The 17,678-nt window shown below is 64.7% G+C and carries 14 protein-coding genes and 1 tRNA gene; 7 read left to right on the top strand and 8 right to left on the bottom strand.

Features of this window, described 5'->3' with window-relative positions:
- Positions 1–12: 12 nt before the first annotated feature.
- Positions 13–897, bottom strand: a complete 885-nt coding sequence (locus AC5ZFO_RS11095; RefSeq protein WP_282523437.1) for a hypothetical protein — start codon at positions 895–897, stop codon at positions 13–15.
- Between the two features lie 353 nt (positions 898–1,250).
- Here AC5ZFO_RS11095 and AC5ZFO_RS11090 point away from each other — a divergent pair, with 353 nt between their 5' ends.
- The 6 genes from AC5ZFO_RS11090 to AC5ZFO_RS11065 all read left to right on the top strand — a co-directional run bounded on the left by AC5ZFO_RS11090 (position 1,251) and on the right by AC5ZFO_RS11065 (position 8,473).
- Positions 1,251–1,493 (top strand): hypothetical protein, encoded by a 243-nt coding sequence (locus AC5ZFO_RS11090; protein WP_282523438.1) that lies wholly within the window; start codon positions 1,251–1,253, stop codon positions 1,491–1,493.
- A gap of 120 nt (positions 1,494–1,613) precedes the next feature.
- A complete protein-coding gene (locus AC5ZFO_RS11085; protein ID WP_282523439.1) occupies positions 1,614–1,982 on the top strand; it encodes a hypothetical protein in 369 nt (122 codons plus the stop codon).
- A gap of 54 nt (positions 1,983–2,036) precedes the next feature.
- The gene (gene ihpA, locus AC5ZFO_RS11080) at positions 2,037–3,311 is read left to right on the top strand and encodes a divalent metal ion exporter subunit IhpA (RefSeq protein ID WP_282523440.1); all 1,275 of its coding nucleotides are present in this window, start codon (positions 2,037–2,039) and stop codon (positions 3,309–3,311) included.
- Complete coding sequence (gene ihpB / locus AC5ZFO_RS11075; RefSeq protein ID WP_282523441.1) at positions 3,308–4,285, top strand: divalent metal ion exporter adaptor subunit IhpB; 978 nt, start codon at positions 3,308–3,310, stop codon at positions 4,283–4,285. Before ihpA ends, ihpB begins: the two co-directional genes overlap by 4 nt.
- Positions 4,278–7,496: an efflux RND transporter permease subunit gene (locus AC5ZFO_RS11070; RefSeq protein ID WP_496122078.1), complete on the top strand. Its 3,219-nt coding sequence runs from the start codon at positions 4,278–4,280 to the stop codon at positions 7,494–7,496. The genes ihpB and AC5ZFO_RS11070 overlap by 8 nt, the downstream gene beginning before the upstream one ends.
- 2 nt (positions 7,497–7,498) lie before the next feature.
- Complete coding sequence (locus tag AC5ZFO_RS11065; protein WP_282523443.1) at positions 7,499–8,473, top strand: cation diffusion facilitator family transporter; 975 nt, start codon at positions 7,499–7,501, stop codon at positions 8,471–8,473.
- Between the two features lie 123 nt (positions 8,474–8,596).
- On the opposite strand, the gene AC5ZFO_RS11060 is transcribed toward AC5ZFO_RS11065, so the two are convergent.
- Both AC5ZFO_RS11060 and AC5ZFO_RS11055 read right to left on the bottom strand, forming a co-directional pair.
- Positions 8,597–9,457 carry a class I SAM-dependent methyltransferase gene (locus tag AC5ZFO_RS11060; protein ID WP_282523444.1) on the bottom strand — a complete coding sequence of 287 codons (861 nt, stop codon included), beginning with the start codon at positions 9,455–9,457 and terminating at the stop codon, positions 8,597–8,599.
- 179 nt (positions 9,458–9,636) lie between these two features.
- The gene (locus tag AC5ZFO_RS11055) at positions 9,637–9,828 is read right to left on the bottom strand and encodes a hypothetical protein (protein ID WP_282523445.1); all 192 of its coding nucleotides are present in this window, start codon (positions 9,826–9,828) and stop codon (positions 9,637–9,639) included.
- A gap of 425 nt (positions 9,829–10,253) precedes the next feature.
- Here AC5ZFO_RS11055 and AC5ZFO_RS11050 point away from each other — a divergent pair.
- Positions 10,254–10,330, top strand: a tRNA-Val gene (locus AC5ZFO_RS11050).
- A 72-nt stretch (positions 10,331–10,402) separates the two neighbouring features.
- Here the strand turns inward: AC5ZFO_RS11050 and AC5ZFO_RS11045 are convergent.
- The 5 genes from AC5ZFO_RS11045 to tig form a co-directional block, all read right to left on the bottom strand.
- Complete coding sequence (locus tag AC5ZFO_RS11045) at positions 10,403–10,807, bottom strand: GFA family protein (RefSeq protein ID WP_496122077.1); 405 nt, start codon at positions 10,805–10,807, stop codon at positions 10,403–10,405.
- Between the two features lie 70 nt (positions 10,808–10,877).
- The gene (lon, locus tag AC5ZFO_RS11040; protein ID WP_282523447.1) at positions 10,878–13,301 is read right to left on the bottom strand and encodes an endopeptidase La; all 2,424 of its coding nucleotides are present in this window, start codon (positions 13,299–13,301) and stop codon (positions 10,878–10,880) included.
- A 324-nt stretch (positions 13,302–13,625) separates the two neighbouring features.
- A complete protein-coding gene (clpX, locus tag AC5ZFO_RS11035) occupies positions 13,626–14,897 on the bottom strand; it encodes an ATP-dependent Clp protease ATP-binding subunit ClpX (protein ID WP_014494834.1) in 1,272 nt (423 codons plus the stop codon).
- A 461-nt stretch (positions 14,898–15,358) separates the two neighbouring features.
- Complete coding sequence (locus tag AC5ZFO_RS11030; RefSeq protein WP_282523448.1) at positions 15,359–15,991, bottom strand: ATP-dependent Clp protease proteolytic subunit; 633 nt, start codon at positions 15,989–15,991, stop codon at positions 15,359–15,361.
- 303 nt (positions 15,992–16,294) lie between these two features.
- Positions 16,295–17,656: a trigger factor gene (tig, locus tag AC5ZFO_RS11025; RefSeq protein ID WP_282523449.1), complete on the bottom strand. Its 1,362-nt coding sequence runs from the start codon at positions 17,654–17,656 to the stop codon at positions 16,295–16,297.
- Positions 17,657–17,678: the final 22 nt, after the last annotated feature.

Genomic DNA, 17,678 nt, shown 5'->3' with positions numbered 1-17,678 from the left:
CACTCTCGAGAGCTACGGCACCGGCATCGCGCGAGGGCTACGATGGAAGCGGTCCGAGCTCGCCATCCAGTCCGGCAGCGGCTCTCCATCGCGGTGCCGCCCGCCGGCAACCGCCGCGGCCCAGGCCACCATGGCTCCGATCAGGGCCGCCGCCGCCACCGAGAAGGCGACGATGACCGAATTGCGCCGTGCGCGGTTGATCGCGGTCCGCGCGTCCGCGATCAGGGCGTCGACCCGACGCTCGGAATCGGCGGCCGCCAGTCCGGTCAGCGCGGTGACCTGCTGCACGAGATAATTGCGATCATCGAGCGCGACGCCACTATGGCTCGATGACGTCATCAGGATGCGTCCGGCTTCGGCACGGGCTTCCCGCATGTCGACGGAAGGCCGCCGCGGCGCGCGGAACAGCTTGTCGAGCTCGTAGCTCAACAGCGGCTCGGCGGAGGTCGCATTCCCGGACGAGCTGCGTATCGGCGAACGGTCGATCGCGGCAGCACCGATGATCGCCAGCAGCGTCGCGCCGATCAGCACGGCCAGAGCCCAGGACGTCAGCCCATGAAGCCCGTCCCGCCGCTCGGCGTCGTCCTCGATCGTGGCCAGCACAGGCGCAGGTCGCGCCGTCCGGCCGGCGATATAGCCGCCAACGCCGAAACTGATAATCGCCTGAATGATCACGTAGAGCCCGGACAGCAGCGCCAGCGCCACAGAGGCATCACGCCATGTCGGCGAGGCCGAACTGACACCGAGGCCGATGGCGACGCCAAAGCCGACCAGGATGAATGACATCGCACCGGCGGCGAAAGCGCCCGCGAACACCGAGCTCCACTGAATGGTGCGGCGGCCCTCGGCAGCCGCTACGCCGCCTTCCATCGTGTTGTCCCGTACGAGTGTTTCCATTGCCGTTCTCAGCGCAGGCCGAAGAACGACAGGATCGCCATGATCACGACGATCAAGCCGATCAGATAGATCAGTCCGTTCATAGTCCATCCTCCTCAAATGCTCCGGGGCGCTAATGAGGTCGGCGGACGAACGTTCCTAATTTTCCCAGCCGGCGGGAACGAACCGGCGGGATGCGGATTGTCTGATCAAGTCCCAAGGATAGAGATTGTGAGCACAAGAGGCCTCAGCCGGTCAGCCCCGGGCTGGGGCCTTTTCGCGTTTGCAACCGCCTTACTGTCCTATGTTAACGACGCCGGCGCCGGGATCGTCAAAGATGCGATCGGGGCGAACCTCCAGATCGGGAGCGCCGTGTGGATCGCAGAACCGCGTGCCTGAATCAGGCGAATGCATCCCGGGAGAAGGCCATCGCCGATCCCGAGCACCACGACCAATGGATCGATGAAGCCATCGAATGGCTGAAGCAGGCCATGGAAGCGAGTCGTTGTGCCATTAATACCGTGGAGGCTGACGGCACGCCCCACGTTGCGGAGCCGGCCGGCACGGCGGCAATCGAGACCTTCGCCTCACCCTTGCGCGTCATCGCCCGGCAGTAAGAGGCGGTCGCAACCCACGGGCTGCTGCGGCAATTGTTCCAGGGACGTAACAATGTTGCGGGTCGACACTGTTCCCGGCCCCATGCTAGGCCGTGCACAGACCGCAACCAGAGTGACGTCGTGCCCGCGAACCGCCAGCCCTCAGGATTTTGCCGCCCGCGCAACTGGCGCGGACTGCTGTCTGTGCTGATCGCGGTTGTCTATCTGCTCGCGGGCGCGCTGCACGGCCTGCACGACATCGACGTGACCACGCCTGGCGGCGGCTCGGAGATCGCCTCGATTGTCGAAGACGGTTCTGCTGCGGGCCATGGCGATCACAAGGCGCTCGGCGGCCATCACTGCCACGGCTGCTTCTCGGTCGCCGTCGCGCAGCCGATGCTGGCTGCAGCTGCCGCTGACATCGTTGCCGCACCGATCGCGCAGCGCGAGCCTGCGCTGATCGGCGTTGCGCCTGACACCGACTCTCCGCCCCCCAAACACCTGACCTGAACTGATCAGCCGGGCGCCTTTGCGCCTACGATGCTATTGTTCACAGGTCACTTCATGTCTTGCAGACGGACTGCCGCGCGCCTTGCCTGCGCGATGGCGATCTTCGTTGGCCCCTGGCTGACGCAGCACACGCACGCCCAGACGCTTACGATGCGGAGCGCGTTGTCGCGCGCGCTGGCCGCGAGCCCGCGGCTCACCGCGGCAGAGCGCGACGTCGGCATCGCCACGGGGCAGCGCATCCAGGCCGGCGCGCTGCTCAATCCGGAACTGTCCTATGAACAGGACAATTCGTTCGGGTCAGGCATCTATCGCGGCACGAGATCGGCCGAGACCACGCTCCAGATCAGCCAGGCCTTCGAGCTGTTCGGCAAGCGTGATGCGCGGATCGCCGCGGGCGCCGCCGGCATCGAGGTGGCCGCGATCCAGCGCAAGGCCGTCAGGCTGGAGGTGCTGTCGGAAACTGCGATTGCCTTCCTCAGCGTGCTCGGCGCGCAGCGGCGCATCCAGATCCTCGACGAGCAGATCGCTGCGATCGACCGGCTGACGCCGCTGCTGCGCCGCCGCGTCGAGGCCGGCGCCTCCTCGCCGGCCGAGACCGGCCGCGCCGAGGTTGCGTCCGCCCTGGTGAAGGCCGACCGCGAACGCTTCAAGGCGACGCTGGCGAGCGCCCGGCGGGAGCTCGCGGTGCTGATGGGGGATCCCGCGGCAAAATTCGGCGAGGTCTCCGGCCGGCTCGACACCACGGGAAAGACGCCGACGTTCCAGTCGGTCGTCGCCGCCATCGATGCCAATCCGCAGCTGGTGCGCTGGACCGCGATCTATGCCCAGCGCAATGCCGAGCTGTTGATGGCCAGGCTCAGGCCCTATCCCGACGTGCGGATCGCCGCCGGCTGGCGCCATTTCAGCGAGACCAACGACGACGCGGTGCGCCTCACCGTCTCGGTGCCGATTCCCGTGTTCGACCAGAACCAGGGCAACATCCTCTCGGCGCAGGAAAGCCTCGCCAAGACCAGGGCCGAGCGCGAAGCCAACCGCAACACGCTGATCGTGGTCGCCGGCCGCGCCTACGATTCGCTCCAGGGCTCGCTGCGCGAGCTCGCGGTGCTGCGCGAGACCGCCATCCCCAAGGCCACAGAGGCGTCGGAAGCGATCGCGCAGGGCTACGGCCAGGGCCGCTTCACCCTGCTCGAAGTGCTCGACGCCCAGGCGAGCGTTACGCAAGCGCGGCTGCGCGAGCAGGAGGCGCTGCAAAACTTCCATGCCGGCGTTGCGACCATCGAAGGCCTCGTCGGCAATCCCTTTGCGCTGGCCCGGGAGAGCGCGCGATGAAGACATCCTCCACCATCCTGATCACCATCGTGGCCGCAGCACTCGGCGCTTACGGCTATTCCCTGCTCGCGCCCACCAAGGTCGCGCCGACGGAACATGCCGAGCATTCCGAACAGAAGAAGCCGAACGACCATGTCGAGCAGGACGAGCACGGTGCCGACCGCATCCGCATCTCCGACGTCAAGCTGGCCGCCGCCGGCGTGGTGCTGGCGGAAGCTGCGAGTGCGACGCTGACCGATACGCTGTCCTTCAACGGCATCTTGCGCGCTAACCAGGAAGCCGTCGTGCAGGTGACGCCGCGCTTTCCGGGGGTCGCCAAATCGATCCAGAAGCGCATCGGCGACAGGGTCGGCAAGGACGACCTGCTCGCCGCGATCGAGAGCAACCAGAGCCTCACCGTCTACGAGCTCAAGGCGCCGATCGCAGGCACCGTCATCGAGCGGCAGATCTCGCTCGGCGAATACGCCTCCGAGCAGAAGCCGGCCTTCGTGGTCGCCGACCTCTCCTCCATCTGGGTCGACCTGTCGATCTACCGGCAGGATCTGCGGCGCGTCCGCCTCAACGACGAGGTGCTGATCGATCCCGACGACGGCCGCGGCGAGATCAAGGGCACGATCTCCTACATGGCCCCGATCGGCAGTAGCGAGACCCAGACCGCGCTCGCCCGCGTGGTGCTGGCAAATCCGGACGGGCGCCTGCGTCCCGGCCTGTTCGTCACGGCGCGGCTGATCCTCGCCGCGCGCAACGTCGCGGTCGCCGTGCGCCGAAGCGCGATCCAGACGCTGGAGAGCAGGACCATCGTGTTCGTCCGCGAGGACGGCGACAAGATCGAGGCGCGCCCCGTGGAGCTTGGAGATTCCGATCCGCGCCATGTCGAGATCAAGGCGGGTCTTTCGGCCGGCGAGCATTACGTCGCGGAGAACAGTTTCGTCGTGAAGGCCGAGATGGGCAAGGGCGAGGCCGAACATGATTGAGCGTCTCATCGCCGTCTCGCTTCAGCAGCGCTGGCTGGTCCTCCTGCTCGCGCTCGGCGCCGTCGCTTTCGGAGCCTGGAATTTCCAACGCCTACCGATCGATGCCGTGCCTGATATCACCAACGTCCAGGTCCAGATCAACACCCGCGCGCCCGGCTATTCGCCGCTGGAAACCGAGCAGCGCATCACCTTCCCCGTCGAGACCGCGATGGGCGGCCTGCCGAAGCTCGATTACACCCGCTCGCTGTCGCGCTACGGCCTGAGCCAGGTGACGGTCGTGTTCAAGGACGGCACCGACATCTATTTCGCCCGCCAGCTCGTGGGCGAGCGCATCCAGCAGGTGAAGGACCAGCTTCCGGCGGGCGTCGAGATCGCGATGGGCCCGGTCTCGACCGGCCTGGGCGAAATCTTCATGTACACCGTCGAGGCCAAGGCGGGGGCGAAGACGCAAGGCGGTCATGACTATTCGCTGACCGATCTGCGCACCGTGCAGGACTGGATCATCCGGCCGCAGCTTCGCAACGTGCCTGGGGTGATCGAGGTCAACACCATCGGCGGGTTCGAGCGGCAGTTCCACGTGCTGCCGGACCCCGGCAAGCTGATGGCCTACCGGCTCGGCTTTCGCGACGTCATGACGGCGCTCGCCGCCAACAACGCCAATGTCGGCGCGGGCTATATCGAACGCAACGGCGAGCAATATCTGGTGCGCTCCCCGGGCCAGGTCGGCAACATCAGCGAAATCCAGGACATCGTGATCGGCTCGTGCGGCGGCAATCCCGTCAGGATCAGGGATGTCGCCACCGTCAAGGAAGGCCGCGACCTCCGCACGGGAGCGGCGACGCGCGACGGCGAGGAGACCGTGCTCGGCACCGCCATGCTGCTGATCGGCGAGAACAGCCGCAGCGTGGCGCGCCGCGTCGCAGCCCGTCTCGACGAGATCGCCAAATCGCTGCCCGACGGCGTCGTGACGCGGACCGTCTACGACCGCACCCATCTGGTTGAGGCCACCATCCGCACGGTCGAAAACAACCTCCTCGAAGGTGCGGCCCTGGTCGTGGCCGTGCTGTTCCTGATCCTCGGAAACATCCGCGCCGCGCTCGTGGTGGCCTGCGTCATTCCGCTCTCCATGGCCATGACGATCACCGGCATGGTCGAAACAAAAGTCAGCGCGAACCTGATGAGCCTGGGTGCGATCGATTTCGGCATCATCGTCGACGGCGCCGTGATCATCGTCGAGAACTGCCTGCGCATGCTGGCCGAGGCGCAGCGCCAGAAAGGCGGCCTGCTCTCCACCCCCGAACGGCTGCGCGCGATCCTGCGCGGGTCGCGCGAGGTCATCAAGCCGAGCCTGTTCGGAACGCTGATCATCGCGGTTGTCTACCTGCCCGTGCTGACGCTGACCGGCGTCGAGGGCAAGATGTTCACGCCGATGGCGCTGACCGTGCTGATGGCGCTGGGCGCCGCGGTGCTGTTCTCCATCACCTTCGTGCCGGCGGCGGTTGCCATCTTCGTCACCGGCAAGGTGTCCGAGCACGAAAACCTGTTCATGCGGGTGGCGAAGCGCATCTATCTCCCCCTGCTCCGCCTCGCGATCGACAATCGGGTCGCGGTCACCGTGATGGCCGCCATCATCGTGATCGCAAGCGGCATTGCGGCCGCGCGCATGGGGGGCGAGTTCATCCCGAGCCTGGACGAAGGCGACGTCGCGCTGGCCTCGATCCGGATTCCCGGTACCAGCCTCACACAGTCGCTGGATCTGCAAAAGGCGCTGGAAAAGCGCATCAAGGAGATTCCCGAGGTGAAGGAATTCTTCACCCGCATCGGCACCGCCGAGATCGCGACCGACCCGATGTCGCCGGCGCAGACAGACGGCTACATCATGCTGAAGCCGCGCGCGGAATGGCCCGACCCGGACAAGCCGAAATCGGAGGTGATCGAGGCCATCGACCACGCCGCCGACGACATTCCCGGCACCGCCTATGAAATCTCCCAGCCGATCCAGTTCCGTGTCAACGAGCTGATCTCCGGCGTGCGCAGCGACGTCGGCATCAAGGTCTTCGGCGACGATCTCGATATCCTTCAGGGCGCAGCAAAGCAGGTCGAGGCCGCAATCCGCGGCATCCGCGGCGCCAGCGACGTCAAGATCGAGCAGGTCTCGGGCCTGCCGATCCTCACCGTCCGGCTCGACCGCCAGGCGCTTGCCCGCTACGGGCTCAGCATCGGCGAGGTGCAGGGCATTGTCGAAATCGCGGTCGGCGGCAAGTCGGCGGGCAAGCTGTTCGAGGGCGACCGCCGGTTCGACATCGTCGTGCGCCTGCCCGAGCACCTGCGCGGCAATCTCGAGGCGATCCGGGCCATCCCGATCCCGCTGCCGCCCAGCGAGGAAGCGGCAAGCGGCACCGCCGTTCGAACAGCGCTGACCGCCTCTCCCCTTGCCCAGATGCGCTATGTTCCGCTGTCGTCGGTCGCGACCGTCGATGCGACGCCCGGTCCCAACCAGATCAGCCGCGAGAACGGCAAGCGGCGCATCGTCGTCACCGCCAATGTCCGCGCGCGCGATCTCGGTTCCTTCGTGAGCGAGGCGGAAGCCGCGGTCGCCGAAAAGGTCAAGCTGCCGCCGGGCTACTGGATCGGCTGGGGCGGCCAGTTCGAGCAGCTGGTCTCGGCGACCAAGCGACTGACGATCGTGGTGCCGGTGGCGCTCCTGCTGGTGTTCCTGCTGCTGTTCATGGGCATGGGATCGGCGGCGGATGCAGCGCTCGTGTTCTCCGGCGTGCCGCTGGCGTTGACGGGTGGCGTCGCCGCGCTGCTGCTGCGCGGTATTCCCTTATCGATCAGCGCCGGCGTCGGCTTCATCGCGCTGTCGGGCGTCGCCGTGCTCAATGGCCTCGTCATCATCGCCTTCATCGAGCGGCTGCGCAGCGAAGGGAGGCCGATCGCAGAAGCCGTACGCGAGGGCGCACTGACCCGGCTGCGCCCGGTGCTGATGACCGCCCTGGTCGCCTCCCTCGGCTTCGTGCCGATGGCGCTCGCCACCGGCGCCGGCGCCGAGGTGCAGCGTCCGCTCGCGACCGTGGTGATCGGCGGCATCATCTCCTCGACCGTGCTGACGCTGCTGGTGCTGCCGGCGCTCTATGCGCTGTTCCGGCGTGACGCGGCAGGCGAAACGCCTACAATGGCGCCTGATTTGGCCGCGTCCGGGGAGCGCTAGATTTGGGCAGCCACGACCATCACGGTCACCACCACCATGATCATGCCGGCCATGGGCATGACCACGGGCATAACCACGGTCCTGGCCACGCGCATGTCCATGCGCCCGCCAATTTCGGCACGGCATTCGCGATCGGCATTTCGCTCAACACCGCGCTGGTCGTGGCCGAGGCGATCTACGGCTATATCGGCAACTCCACCGCGCTGCTCGCCGATGCCGGCCATAACCTCAGCGACGTGCTCGGCTTGGTCGTGGCCTGGTGCGCATCGATCGCGGCAAGGCGCGCGCCGAGCGGCCGCTTCACCTACGGTTTTCGTGCCTCCACCATCCTGGCGGCGCTGGCAAATGCAGTGTTCCTGCTGGTCGCAACAGGGGCGATCGGCTGGGAGGCGATCTTGCGGCTCCGCGAGCCGGAGCCGGTTGCGGGCGTCACGGTAATGGTGGTCGCCGGTATCGGCATTCTCATCAACGGTTTTACCGCCATGCTGTTCGCGCGCGGACGCAAGGACGACATCAACATCGAAGGCGCCTATCTGCACATGGCGGCCGACGCCGCGGTCTCGCTCGGCGTCGTGATCTCGGCAGCGCTGATCATCTGGACCGGCTGGCTCTGGCTCGATCCCGTCACCAGCCTCGTCATCTGCGCCACCATCCTCTGGAGCACCACCAGCCTGCTGCGCGGCTCCATCGACATGTCGATGGCCGCGGCGCCCAAGGGCACCGACATCGCCGCGATCAAGATCTTTCTGCTGGAGCGGCCCGGCGTCTCGGGAATCCACGATCTCCACGTCTGGCCGATCTCGACCACCGAGACGGCGCTGACCTGCCATCTCGTGATGCCCACCGGCGCCGGCGATGCATTCCTGATGGAGACGGCGCAGATGCTGAGGGCGTCCTTCCGCATCGGCCACACAACGCTTCAGATCGAGACGCATCCCGACAACGGCTGCGCGCTGGCGCCGGATGATGTGGTGTAGGCCTCACAGGCCCATCCACGCCGTCATTGCGAGGAGCAAAGCGACGAAGCAATCCAGACTGCCTCCGCGGAGGCAGTCTGGATTGCTTCGCTACGCTCGCAATAACGGTGGATAGAGCGCCGCCTACGCCGCCTTCGCCGTGACGATCCAGATCGCGCCCTGCAGCGCCACGTTCTGCCCCTTCATGAACGGCGCGAGCATCTCGCGGATCGAGGCTTTTGCCGCAGCATAGGTCTCCGGCGGATGGCCTTGCAGCGCGCGGCTGGCTGGGCCGATCTGGAGCGCGCCGTCGACGGCGGCATCGAGGCCGCCGCCGATGGCGACATCCATCGCGAGATTGTGCGGCTCCATCGCCACGTCCACGAAGCCGGCGCCCTTCAGGATACGCATCACGCGCTCCTCCGAGGCAAACGCGAACGGGCCCGGCTCTTCCGGCCCGACCGGCGGCATCTTCGGGACATGTTTGTAGACCGCCATCAGCGGCGCCATCATCCACGGATTTTCCTTTGGCTCGCGCCAGCAGGCGAAGGCGAGCCGTCCGGTCGGCTTCAGCGCGCGGCGGAGATTGGTGAAGGACGCAATGGGATCGGCAAAGAACATCACGCCGAAGCGCGACGCCAACAGGTCAAAGCTCGCCGGCTCGAACGGATGGACGGTCGCATCCGCCAGCACGAAATCGAGCGGCAGGCCTTTTGGGGCAAACGCGCGCGCCTGCGACAGCATGGGGTCGGAAACATCGAGGCCGAGCGCGAAGCCATCAGGCGCGACCGCCTTCGCGAACGCGAACGTCGTCGCACCGGAGCCGCAGCCGACGTCGAGCACGCGCTCGCCCGGCTTCGGCCTGGCGCGGTCGATCAGCACGTCGGCGATGGGTCCGAGCAGGCTTTCCTGGGCAGCGTGCCGATCGGCCCAGCGCTGCCCGCTCGGACCGTTCCAATAGGCGATCTGATCGGCGTTTTGCTCGTGTCCGCTTGGCTGTTCCATGGATCCCCTCCGGCAGCTTGGTCGAAAGACCCCGATGCCGAAAAGCAAGGACGCCGTCAACTGAGGCGGCCTGTTCGGTCCACCTGTCAGCGAGACGTTCTTGCGTTCACGCCGCACGGCACGGCGTCAGAGGTTGACGGACGCTGAGGTCTTCAACTGTCGACCTGCGCTACGCCGGATCATTCGGCCGCGAGCGAAACTCCGGTTCGCTTGGCAAGGACGCGGCGAAAGTCGGCTGCCAGCTCGTCGTAATAGTTGGCAAGCTCCTCGTAGAAGGCCCGACCGGCCTCATCAGAAGCTTCTTGAGCCGCTTTCATGCAGTGGGCGGCTTTCGACTCGTACCTTTCCAGCTTGATGCGAAGATCACTCATCACGGCGATACTCCACGCTGCCACAGGGAGCCGTAACGGTGGTTCGGATGGCGATCAAAAAGATGACCGAAAAAGGGCAATTTTGGACCCTTGGAGGGCGACTCGTGGGCGTCCGATGTCAGGCGCAACGAGGCAGACAGCCGCCAGATCGGCACGCCGTCAGCCGGAACTACCAAATTGGAATGATTGAGCCGCGGCGGCTCATGCGTCGCGCTTCGCGCAACACGCCCGGCAACAATGTCGGTAGATGAGGTCCAGCAGAGCACACATTGGCCACCCGTCCATCGTGAATTGCGGTGGACATTGGCCGACTCGTGGGCGGACGCCTGTGACAATCATCACAAAGCCGGTCTTTGCTCAAGCCCTATTTGCAATGCGCTCGGGTCTTGCTCGAACACCCGCGGGAGGGCTAAAGAGGCGCCTTGGGGCGGTTAGCTCAGCTGGTTAGAGCATCTCGTTTACACCGAGAGGGTCCGCGGTTCGAATCCGTGACCGCCCACCAGCCTGCGCTCGCGCAGCGACGCAGGCTGCCACGGCGGGCTTTTTGCGGCGAGCTTCGGCTTGCCAAGCCAGCCTAATCCCCCGGCCTCCCCGGCAGCAGCGGCACCGCGTCGATCCACACCGCCGCCGACTGGCACCAGATCTGCCTGACGGGACCCAATTTGTCGCGCTGGCGGATTGAGCCCCAGCGGATGCCCCAATCGTCGGCCTGGTCGCCCTCGCCGCTGGTGAACAGCGGGGAACCGCAGTCGGAGCAGAAGTGCTGGAAGCGCATCCGGCCGTTGTCGCCGCGCTTGCCGTAGACTTTTGGCGTACCGCTGATCACGTGCACGTCCGCCTTGGTGCAGATCGCGGTCACCCGGAACGGCGATCCCGTCAGGGTCTGGCAGTCCCGGCAATGGCAGACCGACACCGTCTCGGGGTCGATCTCAGCCTCAAAGGTGACCTGCCCGCAATGGCATTGCCCGTCGATCTGCATCGCCCTGATCCCCTGCGCCCCAAACAAAAACGGCGCCCGAAGGCGCCGTTTTATCATCTTTCGCTGAACCTTAGTGAGCGGTCAGTCCGCCGGCGGCCTCGTCCCCGTCCGGCTTCACCGTCACCTTGGTATCCTCTTCCCAGACGATCGGCACCGGCTTCTTCACCAAGGCCTTGGCGACGACGTCGTCCAGACGCGACACCGGGATGATCTCCATGCCGCCCTTGATCGCATCGGAAATCTCCGTGAGATCCTTGGCGTTGTCCTCGGGGATCAGCACCGTCTTGATGCCGCCGCGGGCAGCGGCCAGCAGCTTCTCCTTGAGGCCGCCGATCGGCAGCACGCGGCCGCGCAGCGTGATCTCGCCGGTCATCGCGACATCGTGGCGGACCGGAATGCCGGTCATGACCGAGATGATCGCGGTGGCCATCGCCACACCCGCCGACGGACCGTCCTTCGGCGTCGCGCCTTCCGGCACGTGCACGTGTATGTCGCGCCGGTCGAACAGCGGCGGCTCGATGCCGTAGACGATCGCACGCGAGCGCACGTAGGACGCCGCCGCCGAGATCGATTCCTTCATCACGTCGCGCAGATTGCCCGTGACCGTCATCTTGCCCTTGCCGGGCATCATGACGCCTTCGATCGTCAACAGCTCACCGCCGACATCGGTCCAGGCAAGGCCCGTGACGATACCGACCTGCGGCTCGCTCTCGATCTCGCCGAAGCGGTACTTCGGCACGCCGAGCAACTCTTCCAGAGTCTTCTCGGTGACCTTGACCGACTTCTTCTTGGAGATCATCAGCTCCTTCACCGCCTTGCGGGCGAGTGTGGAGAGCTCACGCTCCAGATTACGCACGCCCGCTTCGCGGGTGTAGCGGCGGATCAACAGCAGCAGCGCGTCGTCGTCGATCGAGAACTCCTTGGAGTCCAGGCCGTGCTTGGACACCGCGTTCGGGATCAGATGCTTGCGTGCGATCTCGACCTTCTCGTTCTCGGTGTAGCCCGCGATCCGGATGATCTCCATGCGGTCCATCAGCGGTCCCGGAATATTGAGCGTATTCGCGGTCGTGATGAACATCACGTTGGACAGATCGTAGTCGACCTCGAGGTAGTGGTCGTTGAAGGTCCCGTTCTGCTCGGGGTCGAGGACCTCGAGCAGCGCCGAAGACGGATCGCCGCGGAAATCGGCGCCCATCTTGTCGATCTCGTCCAGCAGGAACAGCGGATTGGACGACTTCGCCTTCCGCATCGACTGGATGATCTTGCCGGGCATCGAGCCGATATAGGTGCGGCGGTGACCGCGGATCTCGGCCTCGTCGCGCACGCCGCCGAGCGAGACGCGCACGAATTCGCGCCCGGTCGCCTTCGCGATCGACTTGCCGAGCGAGGTCTTGCCGACGCCGGGAGGTCCGACGAGGCACAGGATCGGGCCCGTCAGCTTGTTGGCGCGCGACTGCACCGCGAGATACTCGACGATACGGTCCTTGACCTTCTCCAGCCCGTAGTGATCGGCATCCAGAACCGACTGCGCGGCTTCCAGATCCTTCTTCACCTTGGACTTCTTGTTCCACGGGATCGACAGCAGCCAATCCAGATAGTTGCGCACGACGGTCGCTTCCGCGGACATCGGCGACATCTGGCGCAGCTTCTTCAATTCGTGCTGCGCCTTCTCGCGCGCTTCCTTGGAGAGCTTGGTCTTGGAGATCTTCTCTTCGAGATCGGCGAGCTCGTCGCGACCGTCGTCGTCGCCGAGCTCCTTCTGGATCGCCTTCATCTGCTCGTTGAGATAATACTCGCGCTGGGTCTTCTCCATCTGGCGCTTGACGCGCGAGCGGATGCGCTTCTCGACCTGCAGCACCGAGATCTCGCTCTCCATCAGGCCCAGCACCTTCTCGAGGCGCGTGGTGACGGACAGCGTCTCCAGGATGCCCTGGCGGTCCGCGATCTTGACGGCGAGATGCGAGGCAACGGTGTCGGCGAGCTTGGCGAAATCGGTGATCGCCTGCACGACGCCGACGACCTCGGCCGAGATCTTCTTGTTGAGCTTCACATAGCTCTCGAAGTCGGACACGACCGAGCGCGACAGTGCCTCCGCCTCGACCGACTTCGCATCGGTGTCGGCGAGCGCAATCGCGGTCGCTTCGTAGTACTCGCTGCGATCGGTGTATTTCTGCACGCGCGCACGCTCGAGCCCTTCGACCAGCACCTTCACGGTGCCGTCGGGAAGCTTCAAGAGCTGAAGCACGCTGGCGAGCGTACCGGTCTCGTAAATGGCGTCGGGCGCCGGATCATCGTCGGACGCGTTCTTCTGCGTCGCGAGCATGATCAGCGCGTCGTTCTTCATCACCTCTTCGAGCGCGCGGATCGACTTCTCGCGACCGACGAAGAGCGGAACGATCATGTGCGGGAAGACGACGATGTCGCGCAGCGGCAGCACGGGATAGGCGTGCGTTTCGCCATGGACGATGGTTGGCCGGGGTTTGGGATTAGTCATGGCCTTTTCCTTTTGCTTTGCCCCCTCGCACGCAGTCCGCTTCTCTCATGCGCAACCGCCACAAGGTGCCGAGGTGATCCAGAAAACCGGCCTACCATTCGAAGGTTGGACCGGGCTTGCCGGATCGGAACTGAGGCGAATCTTGAAGAGAATTCTCGCTCGCCGCCGACATTAGGTGGCTATCGACCGGGGGGGTGTCAAGTCATTGAAAGACGCGCGCCATCAGGCGCTTACGCACGCGTATAAGCGACGCAACATCGGCTGCGGAGAACCATTCCGCAGCCGCTACTGTCAAAGACGATTGGAGCGTTCCAGCGCCGCAAATCAGGCGCTGGCGTTCTCGACGGCGCGATCGGACCGATCGGCGTAGATGTAGAGCGGACGCGCCGTACCTTCCACGACTTCGCGGGAAATCACGACTTCTTCCACACCTTCCAGGCCCGGCAGGTCGAACATGGTCTCGAGCAGGATCGCCTCGAGGATCGAACGCAGACCACGCGCGCCGGTCTTGCGCTCGATCGCCTTGCGGGCGACCGCGCCAAGCGCCTCGTCGGCGAAGGTCAGCTCGATGTTCTCCATCTCGAACAGCCGCTGGTACTGTTTCACCAGCGCGTTCTTCGGCTCGGTCAGGATCTTCTTCAGCGAGGTCTCGTCCAGATCCTCGAGCGTCGCCACGACCGGCAGACGGCCGACGAATTCGGGGATGAGACCGTACTTCAGGAGGTCCTCAGGCTCGACGTGACGGAAGATCTCGCCGGTACGGCGATCCTCCGGCGCGAGCACCTGGGCGGCGAAGCCGATCGAGGTCGACCGCCCGCGCGCCGAGATGATCTTCTCGAGGCCGGCGAACGCACCGCCGCAGATGAACAGGATGTTGGTGGTATCCACCTGCAGGAACTCCTGCTGCGGATGCTTGCGGCCACCCTGCGGCGGGACCGAGGCCACCGTGCCTTCCATGATCTTCAGCAGCGCCTGCTGCACGCCCTCACCCGACACGTCGCGCGTGATCGAGGGATTGTCGGACTTGCGGCTGATCTTGTCGATTTCGTCGATGTAGACGATGCCGCGCTGGGCGCGCTCGACATTGTAGTCGGCGGCCTGGAGCAGCTTCAGGATGATGTTCTCGACGTCCTCGCCGACATAGCCGGCTTCGGTCAGCGTCGTTGCATCGGCCATCGTGAACGGCACGTCCAGGATGCGGGCGAGCGTCTGCGCGAGCAGCGTCTTGCCCGAACCGGTCGGACCGATCAGCAGGATGTTCGACTTCGCGAGCTCGACGTCGTTGTGCTTGGTCTGGTGGTTGAGGCGCTTGTAGTGATTGTGCACCGCGACCGACAGGACCTTCTTCGCATGGCTCTGGCCGATGACGTAATCGTCCAGGACCTTGCAGATTTCCTTCGGCGTCGGAATGCCGTCGCGCGACTTCACGAGCGAGGATTTGTTCTCCTCGCGGATGATGTCCATGCAGAGCTCAACGCACTCGTCGCAGATGAAGACCGTGGGACCCGCGATCAGTTTGCGGACTTCGTGCTGGCTCTTGCCGCAGAACGAGCAATACAGTGTGTTCTTGGAGTCGCTCGTGCCGACCTTACTCATTCATGTCTCCGTCCGCGGTTCGATCCCGCTCCGCTCGATCGCTCCATTCCGGCACGCAGGCCGTATGAAGTTCAAATAGAGCAAATTCCGTACCAAAAAAGACCCTACGCGTTACATCCCGTGCGAATCACGGTCACTCGATTCTCCGCGATCATAGCCGATCAATCGTAGCCAACCATGCTGTCACCCGACTATCAAGAATTCGCTAATCGAGGGGGCGCTGGCTACCCGTGACAATACCGTGATTTCACGTCTTGGCACGGACGAAGTGATCGAAATCGCCCCGGAGTTGCTGGATTGCCACGAAAAACAAGCACGAAAGCGGAACTTTCTGCCTGTCGCGGGGCGCAAGACTGCTTTTTGCGCCCCTGCGTAGTACGCCGTTAACGTCAACGTCGCCCTGACGATCCCGGGAAATCCCCAAAGGTATTCCAGGGATCGATTTTGCAGCCGCGTTCGCGCTACTGCGGCTTCGCCGCCGGCTCCTCGGAGCGCTTGTCGATAACCTTGTCGACCAGGCCGAAGTCCCTCGCGTCGTTGGCCGTGAGGAACTTGTCGCGTTCCAGCGCGTCCTCGATCGTCTTGTAGGTCTGACCGGTGTGCTTCACGTAGATCTCGTTGAGCCGCTTCTTCAGGTTCAGGATTTCCTGCGCGTGCAGCATGATGTCGGTTGCCTGGCCCTGGAAGCCGCCGGAGGGCTGATGCACCATGATGCGCGCGTTCGGCAGCGAGAAGCGCATGTCCTTCTCGCCGGCGGCGAGCAGCAGCGAGCCCATCGAGGCGGCCTGGCCCGTGCACAGCGTCGAGACCGGCGGGCGGATGAACTGCATGGTGTCGTAGATCGCGAGGCCCGACGTCACCACGCCGCCCGGCGAGTTGATGTACATCGAGATTTCCTTCTTCGGATTTTCCGCTTCAAGGAACAGGAGCTGCGCGACCACCAGCGTCGACATGCCGTCCTCGACCGGACCGGTCAGGAAAATGATGCGCTCCTTCAACAGGCGCGAGAAGATATCGTAGGCGCGCTCGCCACGGTTGGTCTGCTCGACCACCATGGGCACGAGGTTCATGTAGGTTTCAACCGGATCGCGCATGAGTCACCTAGGGTTTTAGGAGGCGGACATTGCCAGTCTTGGCTGCCAGCTTGGCTGGGTTTGCCGGAAGGCCGATGGACGCCAGTGATGCAGGAAGTGGGTAGAGGTAGAACGCTTGGTATAAGACTTGGGTACAGGGCGTACCGACAGATATAGCCCAATTCGCGCCAGACAAGTGCGGAGCGAATTAAGGCTTAATCCACGGGGCACTTGAAGCTGATTCTCGCAAACAGGCCCAGCCAGCCAGATGGCTAGCCGGGCCCCTTCGCTGATCATCCTTAATGGAAGGCTTTTTCAAAGCCTTCAGGCCGCGGTCTTTTCCGCGTCCTCGTCCTTGTACAGGTCCTCGCGCGAGACCTTCTTCTCGGTCACGTTGGCGAGCTCGAGGATGAAGTCGACGACCTTGTCCTCGTAGATCGGTGCACGAAGCTGGGCCAGGGCCTGGGCGTTGTTGCGGTAATAGTCCCAGACTTCCTTCTCGCGGCCCGGCATCGAGCGCGCGCGCTCGATCACGGCGCGGCCGACCTCGTCGTCGGTCACGGTGATCTTGTTCTTCTCGCCGATCTCGGACAGCACGAGGCCGAGCCGCACGCGGCGGTCGGCGATCTTGCGGTACTCGTCCTTGGCCTTGTCTTCGGTGGTATCCTCGTCCGCGAAGGTCTTGCCGGCCGAATCCATCTCGGCCTTGACCGAGTTCCACATCAGATTGAACTCCTCGTCGACGAGCGACGGCGGCGCTTCGAAGCGATGCGCCTCGTCGAGGCGGTCGAGCAGCGCACGCTTGACGCGCTGGCGCGTCGCGCCGGCGAACTCGGCAGCCAGACGCTCGCGCGCGGCTTCCTTCAGCTTGTCCAGCGATTCGAGGCCAAGCGTCTTGGCGAACTCGTCGTCGATCGCGACGTCCTGCGGCGCCTCGATCGAGGTCGCGGTGGTCTCGAACTCGGCCGGCTGGCCGGCGAGCTTGTCGTTCATGTAGTTCTTGGGGAACGACACCTTCAGCGTGCGCGTCTCGTCCGCGCCGATGCCGGTGAGCTGCTCCTCGAAGCCGGGGATGAAGGTATTGGAACCGATCACGACCTGGATGCCCTCGCCGGTGCCGCCCTCGAAGACTTCGCCGTTGATGGTGCCCTTGAAGCTGATGGTGACGCGGTCGCCCGACTCGGCCTTGGCACCCTCGGCCTTGGCTGCATAGCCGCGGTTGGTGTCGGCGATGCGCTTGATGGCTTCGTCGACGTCGGTGTCGGACACGTCAGCGACGGGCTTCTCGACCTGGAAGGACTTGAAGTCGGCGAGCGCAATCGCGGGCACCACTTCGATCGCGACCGTGTAGGTCAGATCGGTCTTGCCGTTCAGCAGCTCCTCGACCTCGGCCTGCTCGCTCGGCATGGTGATCTTCGGCTCGGTCGCAAGCTTGAAGCCACGGTCCGAGAACAGCTGCGTGTTGGTGTCGCGGATGGTCTGGTCGATGGTCTCGGCCATCACCGAACGGCCATAGACCTTCTTCAGGTGAGCGACCGGCACCTTGCCGGGACGGAAGCCGTTGATGCGGACCTTGTCCTTGAGATCGACGAGTTTGGCACCGGCCTTGGCGTCGAGATCAGACGCGGGAACGCTGATCTTGAACTCGTGCTTCAAACCTTCCGAGAGGGTTTCTGTGACCTGCATGGCGTCCAATCTTCTTCTCGCT

It is taken from the genome of Bradyrhizobium sp. Unk1 (assembly GCF_059512345.1).
Note: the sequence above shows the minus strand (reverse complement) of the source record. Positions and strands in the feature narration are given on the sequence as shown.

Excerpts from the sequence above, each read along its gene's own strand:
- AC5ZFO_RS11095 (WP_282523437.1), bottom strand. The coding sequence starts at position 897 with ATGGAAACACTCGTACGGGACAACACGATGGAAGGCGGCGTAGCGGCT.
- ihpA (WP_282523440.1), top strand. The coding sequence starts at position 2,037 with ATGTCTTGCAGACGGACTGCCGCGCGCCTTGCCTGCGCGATGGCGATC.
- ihpB (WP_282523441.1), top strand. The coding sequence starts at position 3,308 with ATGAAGACATCCTCCACCATCCTGATCACCATCGTGGCCGCAGCACTC.
- AC5ZFO_RS11070 (WP_496122078.1), top strand. The coding sequence starts at position 4,278 with ATGATTGAGCGTCTCATCGCCGTCTCGCTTCAGCAGCGCTGGCTGGTC.
- AC5ZFO_RS11060 (WP_282523444.1), bottom strand. The coding sequence starts at position 9,457 with ATGGAACAGCCAAGCGGACACGAGCAAAACGCCGATCAGATCGCCTAT.
- AC5ZFO_RS11055 (WP_282523445.1), bottom strand. The coding sequence starts at position 9,828 with ATGAGTGATCTTCGCATCAAGCTGGAAAGGTACGAGTCGAAAGCCGCC.
- AC5ZFO_RS11045 (WP_496122077.1), bottom strand. The coding sequence starts at position 10,807 with ATGCAGATCGACGGGCAATGCCATTGCGGGCAGGTCACCTTTGAGGCT.
- lon (WP_282523447.1), bottom strand. The coding sequence starts at position 13,301 with ATGACTAATCCCAAACCCCGGCCAACCATCGTCCATGGCGAAACGCAC.
- clpX (WP_014494834.1), bottom strand. The coding sequence starts at position 14,897 with ATGAGTAAGGTCGGCACGAGCGACTCCAAGAACACACTGTATTGCTCG.
- AC5ZFO_RS11030 (WP_282523448.1), bottom strand. The coding sequence starts at position 15,991 with ATGCGCGATCCGGTTGAAACCTACATGAACCTCGTGCCCATGGTGGTC.
- tig (WP_282523449.1), bottom strand. The coding sequence starts at position 17,656 with ATGCAGGTCACAGAAACCCTCTCGGAAGGTTTGAAGCACGAGTTCAAG.